Origin of the sequence: Methanolobus sp. WCC4 (assembly GCF_038022665.1) — an archaeon.
GTDB lineage: Archaea > Halobacteriota > Methanosarcinia > Methanosarcinales > Methanosarcinaceae > Methanolobus.
Window position 1 is genome coordinate 912,781 of record NZ_CP150629.1, and the last position, 23,120, is coordinate 935,900.

Genomic DNA, 23,120 nt, shown 5'->3' on the forward strand with positions numbered 1-23,120 from the left:
TATCCTATTATTTTAAAGCAGAAAAAACTGGATAGTAATCTATTTATAGTATTGTATAGGTAATGGGTTACTTACACCCCTTAGTGAATAGAGGAGTATTCAATATGGCAAACGTAAATCCAGCAACAAAGGAAGATGTATTAAAGGCTGTAGCCGAGAACGATGTTAAATTCATAAGGATCCAGTTCACCGATACCATGGGTATGATCAAGAGCTGGGCAATCCCTGCAGAAGATCTCGAGGGTGCATTTGAGAATGGTGTAATGTTCGATGGTTCATCAATCGAGGGTTTCACAAGGATCGAAGAGTCCGATATGATCCTTATGCCAGACCCAACCACCTTCAGGCTGCTCCCATGGAGACCAAAGGAAGGCGCTGTTGCACGTATCATTGGTGACGTATACAGACCTAACGGAAACCCATTCGAGGGTGACCCAAGATACGTCCTCAAGAAGGCTATCGCAAAGGCAGCTGAAAAAGGATACACAATGAACATCGGTCCTGAACTTGAGTTCTTCCTGTTCAAACTGGACGAGAATGGCCACCCAACCACAGAGCTTACTGACATGGGCGGTTACTTCGACTTTGCACCTCTTGACAAGGCACAGGATGTCAGAAGGGCGATCGACTTCGCTCTTGAGGAAATGGGCTTTAAGATCGAAGCATCCCACCACGAGGTCGCACCATCACAGCACGAGATCAACTTCAGATTCGGTGATGTACTTACCACATGTGACAACATTGTAACATTCAAATATGTTGTAAAGTCCATTGCAGCACACATGGGCTACTACGCAACATTCATGCCAAAACCACTCTTTGGTGTAAATGGTTCAGGTATGCACTCCAACCAGTCCCTCATGAAGGACGGAGAGAATGCATTCTACGACCCAAGCACACCTGACCAGCTCTCTGTAACTGCAAAGCAGTACATTGCAGGTCTCCTCACACACATCCGTGAGTTCGCTGCTATCACAAACTCAATAGTCAACTCATACAAGAGGCTCGTACCTGGATATGAGGCACCAATCTACTGTACCTGGTCTGCATCAAACCGCAGTTCCCTTATCAGGATCCCTGCATCAAGAGGAAAGGGTACAAGGGTAGAGCTCAGATGCCCAGACCCAGCATGTAACCCATACCTTGCATTCGCAGCAATGCTCAGTGCAGGTCTTGACGGTATTGAGAAGGGAATGGAAGCACCAGCATCAACTGATGTGAACATCTTCAAGCTCACAGAAGAAGACAGGATGGCAAGAGGAATCGAGTCCCTCCCAGGCAACCTTAAGGAAGCAATTGACCTTATGGCAGCAAGTGAGTTTATCAAGGATGTAGTTGGAGACCACGTCTTTGAGAACTACATTGAGGCTAAGAAGGCTCAGTGGGATGACTACAAGGCTCAGGTCCACCAGTGGGAACTTGACACCTACCTTAGCGTACTGTAAGTAAGGGATCATCCCTTACTTTATATTTCAACAACTTTCAATTTATTTCAACAGGCGGTAATTTCAGGCCGCTAAAACGTGAATAGAAGTTGTTCACGAATATCCGGGCTTTTCCTGAATGGATCTTTGCATGGTTAAATTCATATCAGGTAAATACTATCTCATAGCCCCAAGACTAAATACTTATAGTGATCAACATGTGCGGAATTATAGGCGTAATCGATCGGACCATGTCCAGAATGGACGGCTCCAGTATTAAGGAAGCCCTGAGTCTGATGGATGAAAGAGGAAGTGGAGAAGGCGCAGGATATGTAGCCTATGGTATATATCCTGACTACGCAGACTGCTATGCCATCCACGTATTTTTTGATAATCTGTTAGAACCGAAGACCAGGGTGGACGAAATACTGAAACAGTGGGGAAGGATAGTCCATCAGGAAGAGATCCCTACATATGAACAGCCCGGTCTTAAGAAGGAGCACATCTCCTGGAGATATTTCTTCAAACCATATACCGACCTTATGATCGGTACCACAGACCCAGATGATGATAATGTCAAGCATCTTGTTATGCATGTCAATGCGAATATCGAAGGCGCACTCATTTTCTCATCCGGCAAGAACCTTGGTGTATTCAAGGCAGCAGGCTGGCCTGAGGATGTAGCCAATTACTTCAGGATCGAGGATTACAAGGGTTACATCTGGCTTGCACACAACCGTTACCCAACCAACACATCAGGATGGTGGGGCGGAGCTCACCCGTTCAATCTTCTTGACTGGTCAGTTGTGCACAACGGTGAGATCACATCATACGGAACCAACCGTCGCTATGTGGAAGGTCACGGCTACCAGTGTACAATGTTAACTGATACTGAAGTAGTAGCTTATCTCTTTGACCTTCTCGGCAGAAGGCACGGTCTCCCATCAGAAATGGTTGTCGAAGCACTGGCTCCACCTTTCTGGGATGAGATCGATAAGATGCCTCCAAAGGAAGAGGAGTTCATGCGTACAATGCGTCTGACATACGGTCCTGCTCTGATGAACGGTCCTTTCGCGATCGTTGTTGCAACAAAGGATGGAATTGTAGGTTTCACAGACAGGATAAAGCTGCGTCCTCTCATCGTAGGAGAGAACGGTTCCAAACTTTACCTATCAAGTGAAGAGGCAGCCATTCGTACAATGGACCCTGAAGTAGAGAAGATATACATGCCAAGGGCAGGCGAACCTGTCATCGGGAGGGTTACAGAATGAGCCTCGGAAGTGTTCCACTCAAGTACAAGATCAGCATCGACCGTGACCAGTGTATGAAGTGTATGCGCTGTGTCGATAACTGTTCCTATGGTGTCTATCGTATAGAGGATGACAGGATCATCATCGATTCACGCAAATGTACTGCATGTCACCGCTGTATCTCTATGTGTCCAAGGGATGCCATAATGCTGAAGGAAAGGCCTGTGGACTACCGCAGTCACCCACTCTGGACAGTAGAGGCACGTGAGGATGTCATCAACCAGGCGCGCACAGGAAAGATCATCCTGGCGGGAATGGGCAATGCAGTTGATTATCCAATTATATTTGACAGGCTGGTACTTGACGCATGTCAGGTCACCAATCCAAGTATCGATCCTCTCAGGGAACCTATGGAACTGAGGACATACATTGGTAAGAAGCCTTCAAAGCTCGAATTTACAAAGAACAATGGTGACATCGAACTCACCACAAAACTCACCCCTAACCTTAAGCTCGACACCCCGATCATGGTCGGTCACATGAGCTATGGTGCTATCAGTCTTCCTGCACAGCTCAGTATTGCAAAGGCAGTAGCAAAGACCGGAACCTTCATGGGAACCGGTGAAGGTGGAATGCACGAGGCGATCTATCCATATCAGGACCATTCAATAGTCCAGATCGCATCAGGACGTTTCGGTGTCGATATCGACTATCTGGAGCGTGGTGCAGCCATTGAGATCAAGGTAGGACAGGGAGCAAAGCCCGGTATCGGCGGTCACCTTCCCGGAGAGAAGGTATGTGCGGACGTATCCTGCACACGTATGATCCCACTGGGTTCAGATGCCATCAGTCCTGCACCTCACCATGATATTTACAGTATTGAAGACCTTGCCCAGCTTGTGCGCAGTCTCAAAGAGGCAACAGACTGGGAAAAGCCGGTCTTCGTTAAGATAGCAGCAGTACACAATGTTGCTGCAATTGCAGCAGGTATTGCAAGATCCGATGCGGATGCAGTTGTTATCGACGGTTTCAAGGGCGGTACAGGTGCGGCACCAAAGGTGTTCAGGGACAACGTAGGTATCCCGATCGAAGCTGCCATCGCAGCAGTTGACCAGAAGCTCAACGACCAGGGTATCAGGAACGAAGTATCCATCATAGCCAGTGGTGGTATACGCAACAGTGGCGACCTTGCAAAGTCCATAGCACTTGGTGCAGATGCGATCTACATCGGAACTGCAGCACTGATTGCACTTGGATGCCGTGTTTGTGGTAACTGCTATCGTGGACTCTGTCCATGGGGTATCGCAACCCAGAAGCCTGAACTTGTCGAGCGTATCGACCCTGAGGTCGGTGCACAGAATGTTGCTAACCTTATCCACGGCTGGACACTTGAGCTGAGCGAACTCATGGGTGCAGCAGGTCTGAACAGTATCGAGAGTCTTCGTGGTAACCGCGAGCGTCTCAGAGGATACATGCTTGACCAGGGATTACTTGACGTTCTCAAAGTAGAGTCTGTGGGGGCCTGAAGATGGCAGAACCTTTAGTAATAGATGTAAAGGGAATGCACTACACCCCATTGAACAGAATGATCCGTGAAGCAGTGGCTTCCGGTGTAAAGGAGATAGTGCTCAATAATGTCCTTGGACAGCGTTTCATCGGAAACGGTGTAAGGGGCGATTCAAAGATCATCATCAATGGTGTTCCGGGCGGAGACCTCGGAATGTTCATGAGCGGTCCGGAATGTGAGGTATTCGGTAATGCAGAGCATGCTCCTGGTAACACAATGGACAGGGGTTCATTGGTCATCCATGGGAATGCCGGAGATGCGGTTGCTCACAGCATGCGTGGCGGAAAGGTCTTCGTAGAAGGCAACATCGGCTACCGTGGTGGCATTCACATGAAGGAGTATGAGGACAAGCGTCCTATTCTTGCTGTAGGCGGAACAACCCATGCGTTCCTCGGGGAATACATGGCTGGCGGACTTATCCTTGTTCTTGGTATCGGTCATGAACCGGCAGTAGAGGACCGTGGTATCGGTAGTGGTATACACGGTGGAGAGATCGTCATAAGGGGCGAAGTAAGTGATGAGCTGCTTGGTGTCGGAGCCAAGAAGGTCGATTTCACTGAAGATGACCTGAAAAGGCTTACTCCTGTGATAGAAGAGTTCTGTGGAAGGTTCGACATAGACCCGACCCCTTTCCTGAACACGAACTATTCAAGAATAGTCCCTGCAAGCGCCAGGCCATTTGCAGGTAAATACACATGGGAGTGATCATTATGGCAGGTAAGAATTATCTTGATCTTAAGGCAGAGATCTGGGACACAGGTAAATGCGCAGCATGTGGTGCATGCGTAGCTGTATGCCCGGCAGATGCCATTTACTTTGAAGAAGGCAGTGACTCCACACACCCTCTTAACAGTGGTTACTGTAAGGAAGTGAATGATGGGGTTCCCTGTGGTGCATGCTATGAGGTATGCCCGAGAAACGAAAAGCCATCATCTGATGTTCTTGGAGAATACATCGACATCATGTCTGCAAAGGCAGAGGTGGATGTTCCAAGAAAGCAGAGTGGTGGTGCAGTGACAGCAATACTGACCAATGCCCTTGATGAGGGTATGATCGATGCAGTGGTAACTGTTGTGGAAGATCCATGGACCCTGAAGCCATCATCTGCGGTGATAACTTCCTCAGATGTGCTCGTCCATCAGGCCGGAAGCCGTTACAACTGGTGGGTTCCACTTGTGGCCTCACTCAAAGAAGCTGTCATGACACGCAAATTCACCAACATAGCAGTTGTAGGTGTCCCATGTGTCACCCAGGCTATGAAACAGATGCGTGAAAGCGACCTTGATCTTCTGCGTCCATTCAGGAAGAATGTTCGTCTGGTCGTAGGACTTTTCTGTACCGAGACATTCGACTATGAGAAACTCGTGCAGGATAAGCTCATCACAGAACGCCAGATAGACCCTCTTGACATCATACACTTCGATGTGAAGGGTAAGCTTGAGATCACACTCAAGGATGGTAGCATGACCGTCATCTCACTGAAGGATGTTGACGATTGTGTCCGTCCCGGATGTCATATATGTACGGATCTCACAGCTCTGGATGCAGATATATCAGCAGGTTCCATTGGTAGTGAAAAGGGCTACACGACCCTGATAATACGCGACCCGGTTGGCAAGCAGTTCGTCAACAGCGCGGTAAGCAATGGAAAACTGTCACTTAAAGATGATGTGAATCTGGAATTGGTGGAAAAGCTCTCCAAAAAGAAGCTTGCACGAATGCCAGAGGAGTAAACGAAAAACAGACAATCGCATTTATGGACACGGTGCCTATCCACTTCCTCTATTCTTCCTAACCATGTAATAGGCACTGTGTCCTGTCTTTTTTCGATCAAAGCGGTCAGATATCAAGGATATCCTTTGTTTCCGCGATGATAAGGATATTTCAGGAAACGCCTTCATATCGTTACCTTGATCTTATATTATTGTTTTGCATACTGTGGGATGTACCTTTTATAATATATGGTGTCCACTCCGTTTCCTCTATCGTTAAGGACAATTGAGTAGGCTTTGTACCCGAGTCCTTCGTAGAACTTCTTTGCTCCCGGATTGCCGGACCATGTGCACAGGTATATCGTTCTTAGTCCCTGTTCTGCAAGTATCTCCTCAAGTCTGATGTACAGTTCTTTACTGATGCCTGATCTCCTGTGGTCCGGGTGAGTTGCCAGAAAATTGATGTAAGCAGTGTCCTCACCTTTCCAGTTCCATGTGCAACCTATCATCCCGATTATCCTGTGTGCCTGTTCATTATCATCAGGAGTATCCAATTCAGCAACAAGATAATTGGATTCAGATGTATCAAGTGATGCTTCTATTCTTTCGGGTATTCCTCCACCCCTTTTGCTCAGGGGTGGATAGAAGTCCTCATCTACAAGTTCAATGAATTTTCTGACATCATTATGGTCGGCCTTGTTTGCCATCCTTATGATGATAGTCTTTTTCATTTCATATTGTGTTCAGGTAACGCTTTATCTCCCAATCATGTACCTGGGTACGGTATGCATCCCACTCGGCCCTGGCCAGTCTCAATATATTATCGTGTACATGCTCGCCAAGTGTATGCCTCAGCAGTTCATCGTTCTCAAGATGGTCTGCACTTTCACTGATCGTTGACGGTAATGTGTCGATACCTTTTTCGATTCGCTCCTGCTTTGTCAGGTCAAAGATATTGTAGTCCATTATATCGCCGGGATCAGTCTTGTTCTTTATTCCATCCAGTCCGGCTGCCAGAATGGCTGCAAAGGTAAGGTATGGATTGCATGAAGGGTCAGGACTCCTGAGCTCGACCCTGGTACTTTTTCCCCTTGCAGATGGAATGCGTATCAGGGAACTGCGGTTTGCACCCGACCATGTGATATATACCGGTGCCTCGTATCCGGGAATGAGCCTCTTGTATGAATTCACAAGCGGGTTTGAGATACATGATATGGCTTTGATGTGCTTCAGAACACCTGCTATGAAATGCTTTGTGGTCTCGCTGATCTCCATCTCTCCATCCGGGTCATAGAATGCGTTCTCTTCACCCTTTGAAAGGGACAGGTTCACGTGCATTCCCGAACCGTTCTCCACAGCAATAGGCTTTGGCATGAAGGTTGCATGCAGACCGTATAACTTTGCGATCGTCCTTGTGACATATTTGAATGTCATCACATTATCTGCGGTGCTCAGTGCATCCCCATACTTAAAATCGATCTCATGCTGACCAAAAGCAACTTCGTGGTGTGATGCCTCTATATCGAAGTTAAGGTCAGTAAGGGTGAGAACGATATCCCTTCGGATGTCCTCGGCAAGGTCTGTTGGTGCAAATTCAAAGTATCTGCCATAATCGTGGGGCTTTGTTGTTGCCCTGCCATCTACTTTTTCGAAAAGGAAGAATTCCAGTTCAGGACCAACATTAAGTGAATAGCCCATCTCTTCGGCTTCTTTCATCACTTTTTTAAGTACATAACGGGGGTCCGCTTCGAACTGGCTTCCATCCGGCATCTGTATGTCGCATATAATTCTTGCAACTACACCTTTGTCCTTGCTCCAGGGGAGTATTGCAAAGGTTTTGATATCCGGTCTTAATACCATATCCGACTCGTCGATCCTGACAAATCCTTCAATGGACGAACCATCAAAGGATATTCCTGTGGTCAGTGCTTTTTCGATCTGCGTTACAGGGATCTCAACATCCTTGACAACACCCTGTATATCCGTGAACTGCAAACGTATGAATTTTACGTTATTCGTTTCAATAGCTTTGATAACATCTTCCTTATTGCATACAATCATTAAATCGCCTGCTATTCTTCCTCTATTATTCTGCAAAAGTATTGCAAAATTGATTTTGAATATCTAGGTTCATACAATTATAGATTGCTATGCTATATGAGAAAAAGATCAACAAAGAATAAATGTAAAAATGAAAAATATGATGGTCGCTCAAACAAATTTCAGGCTTACGTCCTTCATTTTGTTCCTTGCTGCAACGTTAATAAGTAAAGGTGTGAGTGATTCGACCATTCCTGCAGTTTCCAGAGGTCCGATGTCAAGTGGCCTCATATTGGAAATGTCCTTTACAAGGTCAAAGACGATATTCTTGGCGTGCATGGAATTTCCGCAGACGCCTATATCATAGTCAAGTTCTATGTCAAGATCCGCCAGTTTCTTTGCGGGGACCGAGTGGAATGCAGCTACAAGTTCTGTGCTTTCAGGTATCATGGTGAATATCTCCTGGGCTGCACTTCCTGCCTCAGGTATTGAGAAACAGAAATACTGGGTGTTGAATTCCTCACTTTCTATCGGAGTCCTTGGGTAATTGCTTCCGGGGCTGATATAGCACATGTTCCTTTCCATAGGAACGACGACACTTATGACTATCTTGTTCTCTATTACAGGACGAATGAGTTCCATGACAGGAGCCAGCTGATTATACCTGATGGCAACGACGATCACATCGGCTTCTTCAGCAGCAGTTTTATTATCAGTACCTTTTATGACAGGTTCATATCCGTATCTTTCAAGTACTTCATTGTATTCTGCAGCTACAGCTTCAGCCTTCTCCGCATCCCTGGAACCGATGGTGATCTCATGTTTCCGACCCCATCGAAGTGCAAAGCCCTTGCCGATGTTGCCTGTGCCTCCGAGTATTGCTATCTTCATGACATTTCTCCTGCTTTATGAGGATGGTATGATAATCTATTATATGTTAACATTTTTGGTATTATTCCGTCTATGCTGACTGTAATACTGACTGTGTTAATCAGTGTCATGGTATATATAATAACTCCTGACCTTTCATATTGACCGGCATCATTACCTGCCAGTCATATTCCGGCATAAAAGAGAGTAAAAAGGTTTACCTGAAAAATGATATCAGGATAATGTCAGATGAACAGGTAAACCGGTGGATCACAGGGTTAACTTAGAACAATGACCTGATGGCATTGATCAGGCTGCTGAGAAATCCTGTGCTTTCTTCTGATCCTTCTGATGTACTGTCGGAACTGCTTCCATCACTTGAGGTTGCGTCATCATCAGGCCTGTCTGCTGGTGCTTCACCGGTCATTGGTCCTTCTCCGTCCATGGTTCCATTTCCGGGGAATTCTCCTTCTGGAGGTTGCATGTTCTCATCGCCTTCCATCATGGTTCTGTTTCCGTCCATTGGCTCCTGCCCTTCTCTTCCAGGTCCGTTCTGCATCAAAGCCACACGGATCTCATCGGGTGCTTCATCCATTGAACTTCTGAACTCTTCTATGATTCCGGTGATCTCATCTTCATCATCCGTAGCCTCAAGTTCGGTGCTCATTTCTTCCATCTGCCCGAGCAGACTGTCAACTGAATCCAGAAGGTCTTCGTCTTCAAGTTCTGACTGTAGAGTGGTCAGTGTGTCTATGCTGTTCGTGATCATCCCGAGTGTCATCTCTTTCATCTGCTCTGCATCCATCCCGGGCATTTCCATATCGCCCTCTTCTTCCAGAGCATAAACTCCTGGTATTGCAGTGCTGAATAGGATCATTAATAATGCAAATGATATTGTAATATCTCTTCTCATAGAATAACTCCTTAAAAACAGGTAAACAGGGTTTTGTGAGATAGGATCAGGGTCCTATCTCGAAGTTGGTGGTATTATGGATAGTTCACAGTAACTCTTTCTGACTTATCCTCTGGTCATTCCTCGTCGGATCCATTCTCCATAGGACCCTGACCGTGTTCTCCTCCATGTCTTGATGGTTGTGGGTTGTTCTCTCTGTATTCTTCCAGTATTTCCCGAAGTTCATCGAGTGTTGTTGCACCTTCAATGTCCTCAAGAAGTGCTTCAAGCTCGGTTATCTGTTCTTCAATAGAATCCTCTGTTATGTTCTCATCTTCTATCTCATCGATATTCTCAAGCATCCCATTCAGCATCTCGATCCTATGGTTGATGCGTTCGGTCTGTCTTTCAACAACGAACTCCATCTCTTCTTCATCTGAATCAAATTCCATTTCTTCCCTTTCAGGTTTCTCGCCTCGCATTTCCGGCATCATGGATTCTCTTGCTTCATTCAGGATCTCTTTGAGTTCATCGAGTGTTGTTGCCTCTTCAATGTCTTCAAGAAGTGCTTCAAGCTCTTCTATATCTTCACTGATAGCTTCATATTCGTCGGTGTCCTCTTCGAGATCCGTAAGTCTTTCTGTGAGTCTTTCAATTCTGTTGTTTATGCGTTCTGTATGCATCTCAACAATGAACTCCATCTCTTCTTCATCTGACTCGAACTCCATGGCTTCAATAGGACCTTCATCACTCATCCCCGGGTTTCCCCTCAGACCTTGTTTCATTGGCTTTTCTCCAAATTCTTTTGAATCAGTGGTCCCTGTATCATCAGCAAGTGCACCAGGCATCACAGCACTAAGTACCATTGCTATTAACGAAATACATGCCACAACTTTCAGGAATCTGTGTTTCATTTGTTTCCTCCATCATTATTTTTGTTCAGAACACAATGAACATCGACAACTGTCAGATGCCAGTGATCTTCTGACAAATCCCTGATTAGCAGGCTTTAATATAAGGATACTTAGCAAAAAGAAACTATATTATTGCTTTAAATTGAAAAATAAAACTTCAATAAAGGTTTATTTGTTTCTGCAACCTTTGGGGTTCTTAAACAGATGGATAGTTCGCCAGAGTATGATCAGGATGATTCAATACCTGTCCTGTCTTATCTCAGAGACATATTGGAGTTATCGTCATTGACATGAACCTGGTCTCTGTTGAATCAGTTACTGAAGATCCGGGTGTATAATATCACTTATAATGGATTCAATCATCTAAAAAACAACTGTATTGCTCTTTTCGGAATTTTTATATGCTTATGGACGTTTATTCTTTCTTTTTACCACTAAAAAAGCTTCATTAAGTGTAAAGTCTCCAAAAACAGCTTTTATTTTTGGCCATAAATGTCCTCTCCTTAAAGTATGTTTATATTTAAATCTCCCTTCTGTGAGTATTGTACTAAAAACTTCAATAAAAACGTGAAGGTGAATTGTAATATGTTCATTTGCAATACAAAATACATGGATTCCGGAGTGAGGTGATATCTCAATGAAGAAATTACCACTTGTCCTTATAGGGTTCCTTGTAGGAATGGTGCTGGTATCCGGCCTTGCTGATGTGAACAGGCATCCCGCAGGTCATGAAGAACAGCATGGTATCATGTCGGATTACTCGGCCTATGTCAAAACGGAAATATCCGACCCACAGGCTCCTTCAACACCAGACGACCATGATGTATCCAGAGATGAGAAAGTATTCCTGGCTGGTAATATTGCTAAGTCGAGCGAGATGATAGAACGCCTTGAAAGTACAGTAGATTCTCTTGAAAAGGAAGGAAACGATGTTCAGGAACTGGAACAGATGGTGAGTGAATATGCCTCACTTGTAGCTGAGTCAAAAGCTTACTTCTCAAAGACAGAGACCAGCTCTTCAAGTTCTGATGAACTCGAGTATCTTGCATTGTCAAAGGACAGGATCGTCCAGGCGGATATGAAGCTGAAGGATATCTTCAATATGCTCCACTCATACCTTCCAGGACCGGTAAAATTGTCTGGAAATGATACCCTTATTCTTGAAGGATCAGGTATCGTTGTTCTGTCAGGTGACCTTGGTATCGACCTGAGTCTCGCTGAAGGAGAGTTCTCTGCGGTTGATCTTGCAGGTGATATGATAATTGATGCTGAAGAGCTTTCCAGTACCGGAATAATATCCGAGAGAATATTATCGGATCCTCTGGGTAACTCTCACAGCATGGTCTCATACAATAAGGCAAATGGCACAGTTCTCATGTCGGGTTCGATCCTGAACGTAGCGATCAATGGCAAGGATCTGTTCCTTACTGTAGAAGGCACCGGAGAGGTTGAACTATTCGGAAAAGGGACCTATTCCATTGAAAATGGGTCAGGGATCATTGAAGGTATCTGGATCCCTCCAGTATTTGAAACAAAATAAGGCATGGGATGTAATGTGGCATGAGGAGCGCATAGCATGCGGGTTGCATCACATCCTGTTCCTGAGAGAAGGGTACTAATAGGGACGTAGCAGGGGAACGTGCTAAATGTCTCATTCTATTTCATCTTTAATATCCTGTATGTTGAAATTAAGGCTTCTTATTGGTTCAATAAGTTTTATCTTATTATTTATCATCAATTTAGTGTTTTTAGTATTCTATAAAGCTTCATTATCATTTTAATCCTATTCGCCAGACTTTCTCATGTAAGTATCCTTATATTTGAAATAACGAATTAGTGGATTGCCCGTTGGTTAATACTGCTCTGGCGGGTACCACCAACTCAGGTGGCACCTGACACCCCAACCACATCCAGCCTAAGGTGCCACCATTGTACCAACAACCCCCTCTCGTTTGGGAGATGCCCGACATATCCCGGGCATCTCCTGATCGATACAGGTGAGAATATGGAAAACATTAAAGATTCTTTGAAACAATTCATCGATTCAAGACTTCAGGAAGCAACCCGTGCTCAGGTATTATGTCCGGAAAGGTTCTATGTAGCTGTGGGTGCTGTAAAGAAACTGGATCCTGATCAGATGAATGACCACCCTGGCCCTGTATCCGGGAATGCTCCGTCCTGCCCGGAAAAGGATTTTAAATGGTGATCGATCCGGTCATCTAACCTATTTCTGGTCTTTACCTGATGCTATACGAATTATGTTGTGACCTTTTGATCCTTGTTAGAGGCATCAACTTATATATTATTTAATATCATTAAATCAAAGAAAACGTTTATGATACATTAATATCTGTTAATCTTCCACAGACTTGCTATATTCGGATATTTGAATATGTATCTTTGCAGAAGTGATCTCCAATGAAAAGGATGCCTCTTATAGTTTTGATATTCCTCATGTTGCTTGTTGTTATTTCAGGCATTGTGGATCCAGATGATATGCGTCAGTATCCTGATGACAGGGAGGGACGCAATGATCTCCTGTCCCCTCCTTTTGATCAGAGGGACGGGCATGAAAGTAGGATACTTGTAATCCCGATAACCCCGGTTCCATCTGTGGATGCGGACCAATTCCTTGAGAACAACATAGAGGGATCCGAGGCGATGGTCAAGCGTCTTGATGATGCTGTAATACGTCTTAAAGCAGAGGATAATGACGTTTCTGAACTTGAACAGAGGGTTGCGGATTACTCTGTGCTCGTAAGCGAGGCCAGGGAATATATGACAATGGCTGAGAGTTCCTCTACAGAAGAGGAGAGGCAGGAGTATCTTGAACTTTCAAGGGAAAGTATCATTCTTGCGAACCATGAGCTAAAACCTATCTTCGAGACGATGAAGACCTATCTTCCGGGACCTGTGGTCATAACCGATGGCAGCAGTCTGCTGGCAGAAGGAAGCGGTATTGCTATACTGTCCGGTGACCTTGATGCGGATATTTCAATCCAGGATGGCAAGTTCTCAGTAGTTGACTTTTCAGGGGATCTCCAGATAGAGACAGAATATGATTATGATCAGGAAAGCATTCCTGACATGGGTCCGGATGGAGGTCTGGCCAGGTCACATAAGGTCAGTTCATATAGGGATGTCACAGGCAATGTCTCATTGTCCGGCTCCGCATACTCTGTTGCAGTTATGGCCGATGGGATCGACATGATCGCCACAGGTACAGGTGAGGCTGAACTGGTCGGCAATGGAACCTACCACATCTATAATGGTACTTCCAGCGGAAAAGAGAATGTCTGGGTAAAACCGATATTCGGGAATGATTGACATAAGGGATCAGGGTGTTTGACATGAGGAGGATATTATTCATTGCTATGATCGCCTTGCTTCTGCTACTGCCGGGAGTTGCTTCAGCAGATACTGCAACTGTACACGGTGTAGCCTATGAATGGAGCACGTTCGAGCCACTGGACAATACGATCGTAGGTGTCAATTCAACACCTGAACAATCCATGGTGGCAAAATACGGTGTCTATTCCTTTGAGCTACCCAATGGTACCTATCAGATCACTGCAAGTTACTACGAGGAAGACCAACTGGCCTATTATGCGGAGGACGTTGTCACGGTCTCGGATGAAGGCAGTTATGTCCTTGACCTTCTACTTTTACCTTCATATTCCAGTTCAGGTGATGCAACAACTGAAACGGGTTCCGGGGAAGCAACTGTGAACAGCAGTTCCCTTATGGCCGGTGCTGTGATCGTCGTTATTATCCTTCTTACCCTTCTGGTCTCCCAGATGAAAAAGAGGCCACAGACCTCTGTCTCTCAGATGAAGAAGGTGGAAGTCTCCCATCCTGTTGCTCCGGAAGCTCCTGTAAAGGTCGTAGAGGAGGTCAGGGAAGAACAATCTCCTGTCCCGACAGCAGACACTCCAGAGGAGCCTGCTGATGAGCTACCTGAAGAGCCGATCTCTGTTCCTGTACCTGATGAGCAAAAGGAATCTGTTCCTGTTCCTGTGCCTTCGGATGAGCCGGTTCCGGCAGACCTTCAGGAGATCCTTGATATTCTCAAGTCCCAGGGTGGAAGGATGACCCAGAAGGATATGCGTAAGAGGCTTAAGTATTCAGAGGGCAAGGTAAGTCTCATGCTCCTTGATCTTGAGAAGAGGGGCAAGATACAGAAGTTCAAGAAAGGGCGTGGAAATGTCCTGTTCCTTGTGGATCAGGACGAATGATCCCTTTGCTGTCCTTACCATTTTCCTGTTGTTCAACTGGATGATTATTTGTCGTCCAGTCTATTATCTATATTTGTTATTTAATTCTATTTTTAGATATAAGGTCCATTCTCTATTCTAATATGCTTTTTAAATATCTATGGAGCTTTAAATATCTATTTTATTCTCTATAAAGCTTTATTTTACAATCATGACACTTTTGTGTCCTTTTTCAAATAAGTATCCTTTTATTTAAAACTACGAATCTGGTAATTGCCTGTCAGCATTACTGCTATGGCAGGCACCACCCAAACCTGGTGGCACCAAACCCCCAACCACATCCAGCCCGGTGCCACCAATGTACCAACAACCAACCCCTTCGCATAAGGGACACCTGTTACCTATCCATCAGGTGTCTCTTATCGAAACAACAGGAGGATAATATGACAGATATGAACGATGCAAAGAAAAAGTACATAGGAACACTGGTACGCCGTGATCAAACTATGTCCGTAACCAGGTCAGGTTCGATATCCATTGTTTCGTCTCTGGAAGCTAAATTGAGTCCTGATCAGATGTGTCGTCTGTCAAATATATCCCGTATGGGGTGAAATTGTATATATCACTATTATCTGAAAGTAAATTTAAAAGGGAATTGAATTGAGGATCATATGGACGAGAATCATAATGACATACAGATAACTTCGGGAGATGCACCTGAAACTCTCATGCGTCTTACTGATGTGTGGAAGATATACAGGATGGGAGAGGTCGAGTTTGCAGCCTTAAAAGGCATCGATCTGGAGATCATGCATGGTGAATTTGTAGTCATCCTCGGTCCCAGTGGCAGCGGTAAGAGTACAATGATGAACCTGCTGGGCTGCCTTGATCTTCCAAGCAAAGGAGTTGTTGAACTCAACAACAAGGACATTGCTAAAATGAAAGAATCAGAACTTGCCCAGATAAGGGGGCAACTTATTGGTTTTATTTTCCAGACGTTCAACCTGCTCCCTACTCTGAACACTATAGAGAATGTCATGCTGCCTTTAGAATTCCAGGAAGCAGATTCTGATGAATCATGGAAAAGAGCAGAAGAGCTTCTTGATGTAGTAAGTCTTGGAAATAAAAAGTACAACCTCCCTTCACAACTATCAGGAGGCCAGAGGCAAAGGGTTGCCATAGCAAGATCCCTTGCAGTAGACCCTAAAGTGATCCTTGCGGACGAACCAACTGGTAATCTCGATAGTGAAACAGGAAATTACATTCTTGAATTCCTCAGTGACCTTCACAGAAATGAAGGCAAGACTATCATAATGATAACTCACGATCCAGAATTGACAAAGTATGCGGATCGTGTTGTTCATATCAAAGACGGAATGGTGGATAATATAGAGATAATAAAGCGTGAAGCAATGTGATAAAGATGAAAAAAATATTATTACTTATGTTAGTGCTGTTGTTGCCAATAACCAATGCAGCAGCAGCTAGCCTGACTGCAGGTGCATCAGGGGTGAACGTGGATCTTTTGAGCCAGAGTCCCTATCCTGCCAGGCCAGGTGAGACCGTAGAGATAACACTCAGTTTACAAAATGAGGGAAGCAATGACCTTTCTGATGTCGTCGTATCTTTAGATGCTGAGTATCCGTTCAGTCAGGTATCCGGTGAATCATTGTCCAAGACCGTATCCTACATGGAAGCTCGTCAGGATGAGGATGATGCAACTTATCTAAAATTCAAGCTTAAGGTTGATTCTGATGTTTCAGACGGGACCTATGATATAGATGTGGTAGTGAAAGACAGTGAATCTGATTCCAGCTCAGTAACAACTCTTGAGGTAGAGGTTCAGGGTAAGGAATACGCTCAGATCGTTACCATTAGTGACTCGAGCATTGATGTTGCAACAGTAGAACCTCTTGAGTTTGTCATTACCAATACAGGTTCATCACCACTACAGAATATGGCTGTTTCATGGGAAGAATCAACCGGTACGATCTTGCCTGTATATTCCTCTAATACCAAGTACATAAGTTCCCTGGATGTCGATGAATCTGCTACAGTGGTATACTCTGTGATGGCAGATGTAGATGCTGATCCCGGACTGTATCAGCTTGATATCACACTTGAGTTCGAGGACTATGAATCAGACACGACTGTGATAGAAACCAAGGCCGGTCTGTTCGTAGGAGGAACCACTGACTTTGACCTGAGTTATTCCGAAAGTGACGAAGGTGAGGTTTCACTGTCCCTTGCGAACGTAGGTAACAATGAAGCTTACTCTGTGAAGGTCTCAATCCCTGAGCAGGACAATTTCCAGGCAACAGGAAGTACATCCACAATTGTCGGTAACCTTGAGAAAGGTGACTATACCATCACATCATTCTCAATAACCCAGACCAGTTCAATGCCATCCATGGGAGATGAGGATTCGACAGGTACAGCACAGGCTGAACCCACAGAGATGACTGCTGAAGACATGGAAGCAATGCAGGAAGAGATGGAAGCAAAGACCGAGCTTCTTGTCAACATAGAGTATACAGATTCTGCAGGACAGAGGCACACTGTGGAAAAAGCAGTTCAGATCGAGGAATTGACTGGTGGCACAATGGCAGCTGGAATGTCCGGCGGACCAGGAGGTCAGAGCTCATCATCTAACAGTAACCTGTTGTATGGTGCTGTGATCCTGGTAGTCGTAGTTGTAGGATTCAATTACAGAAAGAAGAAGATGATGAAAGAAGGCAACTATGTCCCACTCAACGTAGAGCTAAGGAATCTCAAGGCCAAGATACTGAAGAAGGAAAAACAATGAGACGTAGTACCTATATCAAGCTTGCTACCAACATCCTGGTCCACAGTAAGATCAGAAGCTGGCTCACTATAATAGGTATCGTCATTGGTGTTGGATCAGTTGTCACCATCATGGCGCTGAGTGATAGTATGGCTGCAGATATGGAAGAACAATTCGCGGATATGGACCTTACATTGATCCAGATCACTCCTGGTTATTCCCATGCCTCCTCTGGAGGCCCAGGAGGAGGAGGTCCGCCTGGTATGGGAGGTAGTTCGTCAAGTACTTCCTCCGATGATGATGACCCGGAGTTGACCAAAAAGGATATACAGGCCCTGAAAGCGGTTGACAACTTGGATTACATCTATGGAGAGATATCCGGCAGTGACCTGGAAGTATATTTCATGGGTGAAACTGCGGATCTTTCAGTGACAGGAGTTGACAGTCAGGTATGGCAGTACACTGTAACCTATGAGCTGGAATCCGGCAGATTGCTGGATGCCTCTGACGCTAACGTTGTGGTCATAGGGTATGGTATAGCTCATGACATGTTTGACGATGAAGTAGGCCTGAACCGTGTGCTAACGATCGAAGGTAAATCTTACAGGGTCGTAGGCATACTGGCAGAAGATGAAGATGATAATTCGATCTTCATGCCGATAGATGCAGCAGTCGAGATAATAGAAGATGCAGAGAATGGTGTTTACGATACCATCGTGGTCAAGGCATCGGATGTAGATTACGTTGAAACGGCTGTTGACGATATCGAAGAACGTCTGATGTTGTCAAGGGGCATCATGGATGAGGATGACAGGGATTTCTCTGTTTCAGATTCACTATCAAGGGCAGAATCTGCCAGTGAGATGATGGAGTCCATGACAATATTCCTGGGAGCCATAGCAGGAGTTTCACTTCTCGTGGGTTCTGTGGGTATTGCGAACACGATGTTCACATCAGTAATGGAGAAGACCAAGGAAATAGGCACAATGAAAGCCATCGGTGCCAAGAACGGTGATATTCTTATGATATTCCTGTTCAACTCGGCACTGGTGGGCTTTGTAGGAGGCGTGCTGGGCATAGTGCTAAGTCTTGTGCTGACATCGCTGATGCCGTACCTTGGAATTTCCATGATGCGTTCATCCATGGGTATGACGGTTGCTCCATATCTGATGGTGCTGGGTGTATCCATTGCAATATTCATTGGAGTGCTGTCAGGTATCATCCCGGCATACAACGCTTCAAAGATGAGGCCGGTGGATGCACTGAGATACGAATGAACAAACACAGAACTTAAGATCCCTCTCCCGAGGGGAATTTACGGGTCTCATATGAAGCTGTGGGGTTGCTTCATATGATCCCTCTTTATATTCAGGATCTAGTGGGTGGATCAATGGCTGAGATGATCAATAGAATAGAGGATCGTATAGAATAAATAAGGTGAAATGCGATGACAAAATTGGTACTGTCTACTATAATGGCATTGATACTGATGTTCTCGGCATATACAGTGGCCGATGGGAATGATAATGCGAATATATCTTTTTCTTCCTCTCTTATCGAGGATGGTGTTTCAGGTAATATGAGAGCTAAAGCCCAGCAGATGGCCTTTACAGCCAGCCAGCAATTCCTGAGTTCCAATATGGCCCAGAGATTAGGTTTTGGTCAGGGTCAAATGCAAAATGCTCAGAACATGCAGACACCGCAAGTCCTACAACAGAACAATATGCAGAATATGAGACAACAGGGTCATCAGGGAGGAATGGATACTGCTCCTTCAAATATGCCTGTTCAGAATGTTCCTATGGAACCTGTTCCAAGGATGCAACAGGAAATGTTGGACAGGGAGGAGCTAAGGGATTTCCTGCAGGATAACACATTCTCTGTAACAGATATATCTGAGTTCCAGGAATATGTGACCCCTTATGCAGATGCAGTTCAGGATTATCTTGATGATGAGGATCTCGATGATGAGGATGAGATATACGAGGCTGCAGTTGAATGGATATGGGTGTCTGACAGTGTTCTGCACGGGCAGCAGGAATTGTGGCTGACACCTACGGAGTTCCTTGAGGAAACACCTGACTATGACTCGAACCCTGTCTCCGGTGAGATTGTGAGTGACTGTGAGGACCAGGCCAACACCCTTGCATCATTGCTGATCGGTTCCGGTGAGTATGATGAGAGCGATGTCAGGGTTGCCATAGGTCTTGTGAACTTCGATGGCAGTACCGGAGGGCATGCATGGGTGGAGGTCTATGAGGACGGTGAATGGTTCCCTGTGGATGCTACAGTTGGTCCATATTATGACGAGGATTCGGATGAAGTGATCTATCCCGATGACTATGAGGATATAGACTTCGAATATTTCCAGGATGAGGATTATTCGGTGATTGAATTGTGGTACTATTACAACAACGAGTACTTCATCGATGTGAATTCAGGAACAAATGATGCCCCGGATAACTGGGATTCTATGCCTTCCAGTTACTGATCACCTGTTTTTCCTTTTTCTTCTCCTCTCTTTTTCTTTTTTGAATGCAAGTATGGTGGGCACTTTCTCATGATGCTGGATTATTTGGCACACTCGGGTTCAAATTTATTCTTAGTAATCTATCAATAATTTATTATGTGTTGGTGTTAATACATTAAAACGTGTCAGAATTTAGTTTATCATGGGTCCCTGCTATCAGCAGAAAGGTGGTTATAGCTGGTTTTCTTGTTGAAGGATGGATATTTACTGCACTGATCGCTGCCACGGTTTTAGGTATTGTAGGCTATGGGGAAGTAAGGTATCTTCACTGGACCATATCATTGACCATCCCTGTCTGGGTATTACTTATGTCCAATACGAAACCCCGCGAATTAAGTCCTGAGGATGAGAAGAGGGCTATAATGGCGATGGCAATTACTTTCATTATCTTTGTAATTGTAGCTCTGGCATGGTTACTGAAAGACAGTGTATGAAATGACCGTGGTGACAAAACATATGCATTTTTAAGGGCATATCTGTAATATCCTATCATGACCTCCCATGAATATGTCCACGGGTACTCTGAAAGGGAATCCGTCCGCCTCAGCGACCAGGCAAACACACTTGAAGAACTCCTGCACAGCGATACGAAATATCCGGCAGGAAGTAAAGTGCTTGAAGCCGGATGTGGCATTGGTGCCCAGACCGTCATCCTCTCAAAGAACAGTCCACAGGCACATATTACATCTATTGACATCTCAGAGGACTCACTGAACCTTGCAAAAGAACGTGCCGCCGGTGAGGGAGTCACAAATGTGGAGTTCCGTGTGGAGAATATCTTCGACCTGCCCTTTGAGGATGAGCGCTTCGACCACATCTTCGTCTGCTTCGTGCTCGAACACCTCAAGGAACCGGTCGAAGCACTGGCAAGCCTGCGCAGAGTGCTCAAAAAGGGTGGCACCCTAACAGTCATCGAAGGTGACCATGGTTCTTGTTTCTTCCATCCGGAAACCGATGCAGGAGTGAAAGCATGGAACTGCCTGATAGAAGTGCAGGCAAGGCTTGGCGGTGATTCACTCATCGGCAGGCAGGTCTACCCGCTTATCAAACAGGCAGGCTTCAAGGATGTTGTAGTGTCACCCCGCATGGTCTACAGCGATTCCAGCCTGCCACACATGGAAGAGGGATTTGTGAGAAGGACGATAATTCCAATGGTCGAAGGTGTCAGGGAAAGTGCCATCGAGATGGGAATAATCGATGCGGAGACTTTTGACAGGGGTATTGAGGATCTGCACAGGACAGCGACGGAGTACGGGACTTTCAATTATATGTTCTTCAAGGGAGTGGGGAGAAAGTGAGGCCTATTGATCTCACTTGCTTGTCATAATCGCAGAATATCAATTTTATGGGGTTGACTACGGTATTTTATTGTCAGTATGCAGAAAAAGGCTAAAGTAAAAAGATAACCCCATCCATCTTTTCGGATTGTGCCGGCTTCGCCGGACCCTTCGGGATGGCTTAAGTTATTCATGACTTAGACCAGTCTTACTTATTGTTCCCTGTGCCCTTGTGTATCTGATAGTTCTGCAAAAGATCATTGAAAACAAAGAACAATACTACCATCCGCCGCAGGCGGCGCGTTCCTTCACCACCATCCTGATGACTATTGAAATAATGCAGTTATTAAAATCGCTTAGTCCAAAGTTGAAATTTGCAGGGTCTCTACAAATCCAAATTCATACCAGAACAGATGAAGAGAACAATCAACTCCTCTTCCCCACCGCAACAAACCCATTCACCCGATTCCCCGCCCTCGTCACAAACTCATCCCTTTTGAAGAGATTCACACTAAATCCATTCTTGATCAGCAAAAAACAAGCTCCTTATCTGAAAAGGAAGCGACGCTGCGGCTGTTCTGGCAAGCCGAGGATATCTAATGTAGAATGTGAAGCTGCAAAAAGCTCACATGACTAATTTCAGTCACAATCTATTAATTTATTATGGCAACAACTAAAATTATATAAAATGAAGAGTACTATAGGTAACATACCAAACAGAATTCATGTGGTCAAATGGGCTAAAGACTATGAAAAGATCGATACTTCTTATTTTCCTGGTAGCAATACTGATGTTTTCGGTCTATGCTGTATCTGATGGGGATGATGGTCCAGCTACATCTTTTTCTTCTGTTTCTCTTAAAGATAATGTTTCAGACATTATGAGGTCAGAAGATACAATAAATGCTGTTCCTTCAAACGCTCTTTCTGAAAATATCCTTGTGGATAAGGTTCCACAGGTGCAGCAGGAAATGGCTGACAAAAAAGACATCAGAGATTTTATCCCGGCTGATCCTCCTGAAACGACAGGGGTTTTACGGGTTCAGGAATATGTAACACCATACGCTGATGCTGTGCAGGACTATCTTAGGGATGAAGGTCTTGATGATGCAGATGAGATATATGAGACTGCAGTTTCATGGATCTGGGTGTCTGATGCTACCCTGAACGACCAGCCGGATGGATGGCTCACTCCTTCGGAGTTCCTGCAAGATACTCCGGACTTCGATTCAAACCCTGTGTCAGGTGAGATCGTAAGTGATTGTACTGAACAGGCTAATACTCTTGCATCGTTACTGATCGGCTCCGGTGAATATGATGAAGATACCTTAAGGGTTGTTATGGGTCAGGTGACCAGCAGTAACATTAATGGTGGTCATGCATGGGTCGAAGTCTACGAGGATGGGGAATGGTTCCCTGTGGATGCCACAGTAGGTCCTCGCTATGACGATGACCTTGGGGAAGTGGTCTATCCTGATAATTACGAAGATATTGACTTCGATCACTTCCGGGAGGAAAACTACTCTGTGGTCTATCTCTGGTATTATTATAACAATGAATACAGCCTTGATGTAAGTTCAGGTACAGGAAATGCACCTGATAATTGGTATTCTATTCCTTCCAGTTATTATTGATATTTTATCTC

22 protein-coding genes are annotated in these 23,120 nt (G+C 45.0%); 17 read left to right on the plus strand and 5 right to left on the minus strand.

Features of this window, described 5'->3' with window-relative positions:
- The first annotated feature begins 104 nt into the window (after window positions 1-104).
- The 5 genes from glnA (V7O63_RS04605) to V7O63_RS04625 all read left to right on the plus strand — a co-directional run bounded on the left by glnA (V7O63_RS04605) (window position 105) and on the right by V7O63_RS04625 (window position 5,974).
- Window positions 105-1,445: a type I glutamate--ammonia ligase gene (gene glnA / locus V7O63_RS04605; RefSeq protein WP_340820336.1), complete on the plus strand. Its 1,341-nt coding sequence runs from the start codon at window positions 105-107 to the stop codon at window positions 1,443-1,445.
- A 197-nt stretch (window positions 1,446-1,642) separates the two neighbouring features.
- Entirely contained in the window at window positions 1,643-2,695 is a 1,053-nt protein-coding gene (locus tag V7O63_RS04610) for a glutamine amidotransferase family protein (RefSeq protein WP_340820337.1), read from the plus strand.
- Window positions 2,692-4,200 (plus strand): glutamate synthase-related protein, encoded by a 1,509-nt coding sequence (locus V7O63_RS04615; RefSeq protein WP_340820338.1) that lies wholly within the window; start codon window positions 2,692-2,694, stop codon window positions 4,198-4,200. The genes V7O63_RS04610 and V7O63_RS04615 overlap by 4 nt, the downstream gene beginning before the upstream one ends.
- A 2-nt stretch (window positions 4,201-4,202) precedes the next feature.
- Window positions 4,203-4,946 carry a hypothetical protein gene (locus tag V7O63_RS04620; RefSeq protein WP_340820339.1) on the plus strand — a complete coding sequence of 248 codons (744 nt, stop codon included), beginning with the start codon at window positions 4,203-4,205 and terminating at the stop codon, window positions 4,944-4,946.
- Window positions 4,947-4,951: 5 nt separating this feature from the next.
- On the plus strand, window positions 4,952-5,974 hold the full coding sequence (locus V7O63_RS04625; RefSeq protein WP_340820340.1) for a Coenzyme F420 hydrogenase/dehydrogenase, beta subunit C-terminal domain: 1,023 nt from the start codon (window positions 4,952-4,954) through the stop codon (window positions 5,972-5,974).
- Window positions 5,975-6,162: 188 nt separating this feature from the next.
- On the opposite strand, the gene V7O63_RS04630 is transcribed toward V7O63_RS04625, so the two are convergent.
- From V7O63_RS04630 to V7O63_RS04650, 5 genes are all read right to left on the minus strand, one after another.
- Window positions 6,163-6,684 (minus strand): GNAT family N-acetyltransferase, encoded by a 522-nt coding sequence (locus tag V7O63_RS04630; protein ID WP_340820341.1) that lies wholly within the window; start codon window positions 6,682-6,684, stop codon window positions 6,163-6,165.
- Between the two features lies 1 nt (window position 6,685).
- Window positions 6,686-8,014: a type I glutamate--ammonia ligase gene (glnA, locus tag V7O63_RS04635; RefSeq protein ID WP_340820342.1), complete on the minus strand. Its 1,329-nt coding sequence runs from the start codon at window positions 8,012-8,014 to the stop codon at window positions 6,686-6,688.
- 150 nt (window positions 8,015-8,164) lie between these two features.
- Window positions 8,165-8,884, minus strand: a complete 720-nt coding sequence (locus V7O63_RS04640; protein ID WP_340820343.1) for an NAD(P)-binding domain-containing protein — start codon at window positions 8,882-8,884, stop codon at window positions 8,165-8,167.
- A 262-nt stretch (window positions 8,885-9,146) separates the two neighbouring features.
- Window positions 9,147-9,776, minus strand: a complete 630-nt coding sequence (locus tag V7O63_RS04645; RefSeq protein WP_340820344.1) for a hypothetical protein — start codon at window positions 9,774-9,776, stop codon at window positions 9,147-9,149.
- 116 nt (window positions 9,777-9,892) lie between these two features.
- Window positions 9,893-10,669, minus strand: a complete 777-nt coding sequence (locus V7O63_RS04650) for a hypothetical protein (protein ID WP_340820345.1) — start codon at window positions 10,667-10,669, stop codon at window positions 9,893-9,895.
- 637 nt (window positions 10,670-11,306) lie between these two features.
- Here V7O63_RS04650 and V7O63_RS04655 point away from each other — a divergent pair.
- The 12 genes from V7O63_RS04655 (at window position 11,307) to V7O63_RS04710 (ending at window position 23,109) form a co-directional block, all read left to right on the plus strand.
- Window positions 11,307-12,209 (plus strand): hypothetical protein, encoded by a 903-nt coding sequence (locus V7O63_RS04655; protein WP_340820346.1) that lies wholly within the window; start codon window positions 11,307-11,309, stop codon window positions 12,207-12,209.
- 465 nt (window positions 12,210-12,674) lie between these two features.
- The gene (locus tag V7O63_RS04660) at window positions 12,675-12,875 is read left to right on the plus strand and encodes a hypothetical protein (RefSeq protein WP_340820347.1); all 201 of its coding nucleotides are present in this window, start codon (window positions 12,675-12,677) and stop codon (window positions 12,873-12,875) included.
- Between the two features lie 212 nt (window positions 12,876-13,087).
- On the plus strand, window positions 13,088-13,996 hold the full coding sequence (locus tag V7O63_RS04665; protein WP_340820348.1) for a hypothetical protein: 909 nt from the start codon (window positions 13,088-13,090) through the stop codon (window positions 13,994-13,996).
- A gap of 23 nt (window positions 13,997-14,019) precedes the next feature.
- Window positions 14,020-14,904, plus strand: a complete 885-nt coding sequence (locus V7O63_RS04670; protein WP_340820349.1) for a hypothetical protein — start codon at window positions 14,020-14,022, stop codon at window positions 14,902-14,904.
- A 422-nt stretch (window positions 14,905-15,326) separates the two neighbouring features.
- A complete protein-coding gene (locus tag V7O63_RS04675) occupies window positions 15,327-15,494 on the plus strand; it encodes a hypothetical protein (protein WP_340820350.1) in 168 nt (55 codons plus the stop codon).
- A gap of 60 nt (window positions 15,495-15,554) precedes the next feature.
- Complete coding sequence (locus tag V7O63_RS04680) at window positions 15,555-16,301, plus strand: ABC transporter ATP-binding protein (RefSeq protein ID WP_340820351.1); 747 nt, start codon at window positions 15,555-15,557, stop codon at window positions 16,299-16,301.
- Window positions 16,302-16,306: 5 nt separating this feature from the next.
- Window positions 16,307-17,689, plus strand: a complete 1,383-nt coding sequence (locus tag V7O63_RS04685) for a COG1361 S-layer family protein (protein ID WP_340820352.1) — start codon at window positions 16,307-16,309, stop codon at window positions 17,687-17,689.
- Window positions 17,686-18,945: an ABC transporter permease gene (locus V7O63_RS04690; RefSeq protein WP_340820353.1), complete on the plus strand. Its 1,260-nt coding sequence runs from the start codon at window positions 17,686-17,688 to the stop codon at window positions 18,943-18,945. The genes V7O63_RS04685 and V7O63_RS04690 overlap by 4 nt, the downstream gene beginning before the upstream one ends.
- Window positions 18,946-19,115: 170 nt before the next feature.
- A complete protein-coding gene (locus V7O63_RS04695) occupies window positions 19,116-20,159 on the plus strand; it encodes a hypothetical protein (RefSeq protein ID WP_340820354.1) in 1,044 nt (347 codons plus the stop codon).
- Between the two features lie 161 nt (window positions 20,160-20,320).
- Entirely contained in the window at window positions 20,321-20,632 is a 312-nt protein-coding gene (locus V7O63_RS04700; RefSeq protein ID WP_340820355.1) for a hypothetical protein, read from the plus strand.
- 57 nt (window positions 20,633-20,689) lie between these two features.
- Window positions 20,690-21,496 (plus strand): methyltransferase domain-containing protein, encoded by an 807-nt coding sequence (locus V7O63_RS04705; protein WP_340820356.1) that lies wholly within the window; start codon window positions 20,690-20,692, stop codon window positions 21,494-21,496.
- 728 nt (window positions 21,497-22,224) lie between these two features.
- Entirely contained in the window at window positions 22,225-23,109 is an 885-nt protein-coding gene (locus V7O63_RS04710) for a hypothetical protein (protein ID WP_340820357.1), read from the plus strand.
- Window positions 23,110-23,120: the final 11 nt, after the last annotated feature.

Coding starts and splice junctions, on each gene's coding strand:
- V7O63_RS04695 (WP_340820354.1), top strand. CDS start 19,116: ATGACAAAATTGGTACTGTCTACTATAATGGCATTGATACTGATGTTC.
- V7O63_RS04660 (WP_340820347.1), top strand. CDS start 12,675: ATGGAAAACATTAAAGATTCTTTGAAACAATTCATCGATTCAAGACTT.
- glnA (WP_340820336.1), top strand. CDS start 105: ATGGCAAACGTAAATCCAGCAACAAAGGAAGATGTATTAAAGGCTGTA.
- V7O63_RS04685 (WP_340820352.1), top strand. CDS start 16,307: ATGAAAAAAATATTATTACTTATGTTAGTGCTGTTGTTGCCAATAACC.
- V7O63_RS04610 (WP_340820337.1), top strand. CDS start 1,643: ATGTGCGGAATTATAGGCGTAATCGATCGGACCATGTCCAGAATGGAC.
- V7O63_RS04675 (WP_340820350.1), top strand. CDS start 15,327: ATGACAGATATGAACGATGCAAAGAAAAAGTACATAGGAACACTGGTA.
- glnA (WP_340820342.1), bottom strand. CDS start 8,014: ATGATTGTATGCAATAAGGAAGATGTTATCAAAGCTATTGAAACGAAT.
- V7O63_RS04655 (WP_340820346.1), top strand. CDS start 11,307: ATGAAGAAATTACCACTTGTCCTTATAGGGTTCCTTGTAGGAATGGTG.
- V7O63_RS04650 (WP_340820345.1), bottom strand. CDS start 10,669: ATGAAACACAGATTCCTGAAAGTTGTGGCATGTATTTCGTTAATAGCA.
- V7O63_RS04630 (WP_340820341.1), bottom strand. CDS start 6,684: ATGAAAAAGACTATCATCATAAGGATGGCAAACAAGGCCGACCATAAT.
- V7O63_RS04670 (WP_340820349.1), top strand. CDS start 14,020: ATGAGGAGGATATTATTCATTGCTATGATCGCCTTGCTTCTGCTACTG.
- V7O63_RS04625 (WP_340820340.1), top strand. CDS start 4,952: ATGGCAGGTAAGAATTATCTTGATCTTAAGGCAGAGATCTGGGACACA.
- V7O63_RS04710 (WP_340820357.1), top strand. CDS start 22,225: ATGAAAAGATCGATACTTCTTATTTTCCTGGTAGCAATACTGATGTTT.
- V7O63_RS04705 (WP_340820356.1), top strand. CDS start 20,690: ATGACCTCCCATGAATATGTCCACGGGTACTCTGAAAGGGAATCCGTC.
- V7O63_RS04615 (WP_340820338.1), top strand. CDS start 2,692: ATGAGCCTCGGAAGTGTTCCACTCAAGTACAAGATCAGCATCGACCGT.
- V7O63_RS04690 (WP_340820353.1), top strand. CDS start 17,686: ATGAGACGTAGTACCTATATCAAGCTTGCTACCAACATCCTGGTCCAC.
- V7O63_RS04665 (WP_340820348.1), top strand. CDS start 13,088: ATGAAAAGGATGCCTCTTATAGTTTTGATATTCCTCATGTTGCTTGTT.
- V7O63_RS04640 (WP_340820343.1), bottom strand. CDS start 8,884: ATGAAGATAGCAATACTCGGAGGCACAGGCAACATCGGCAAGGGCTTT.
- V7O63_RS04680 (WP_340820351.1), top strand. CDS start 15,555: ATGGACGAGAATCATAATGACATACAGATAACTTCGGGAGATGCACCT.
- V7O63_RS04620 (WP_340820339.1), top strand. CDS start 4,203: ATGGCAGAACCTTTAGTAATAGATGTAAAGGGAATGCACTACACCCCA.
- V7O63_RS04645 (WP_340820344.1), bottom strand. CDS start 9,776: ATGAGAAGAGATATTACAATATCATTTGCATTATTAATGATCCTATTC.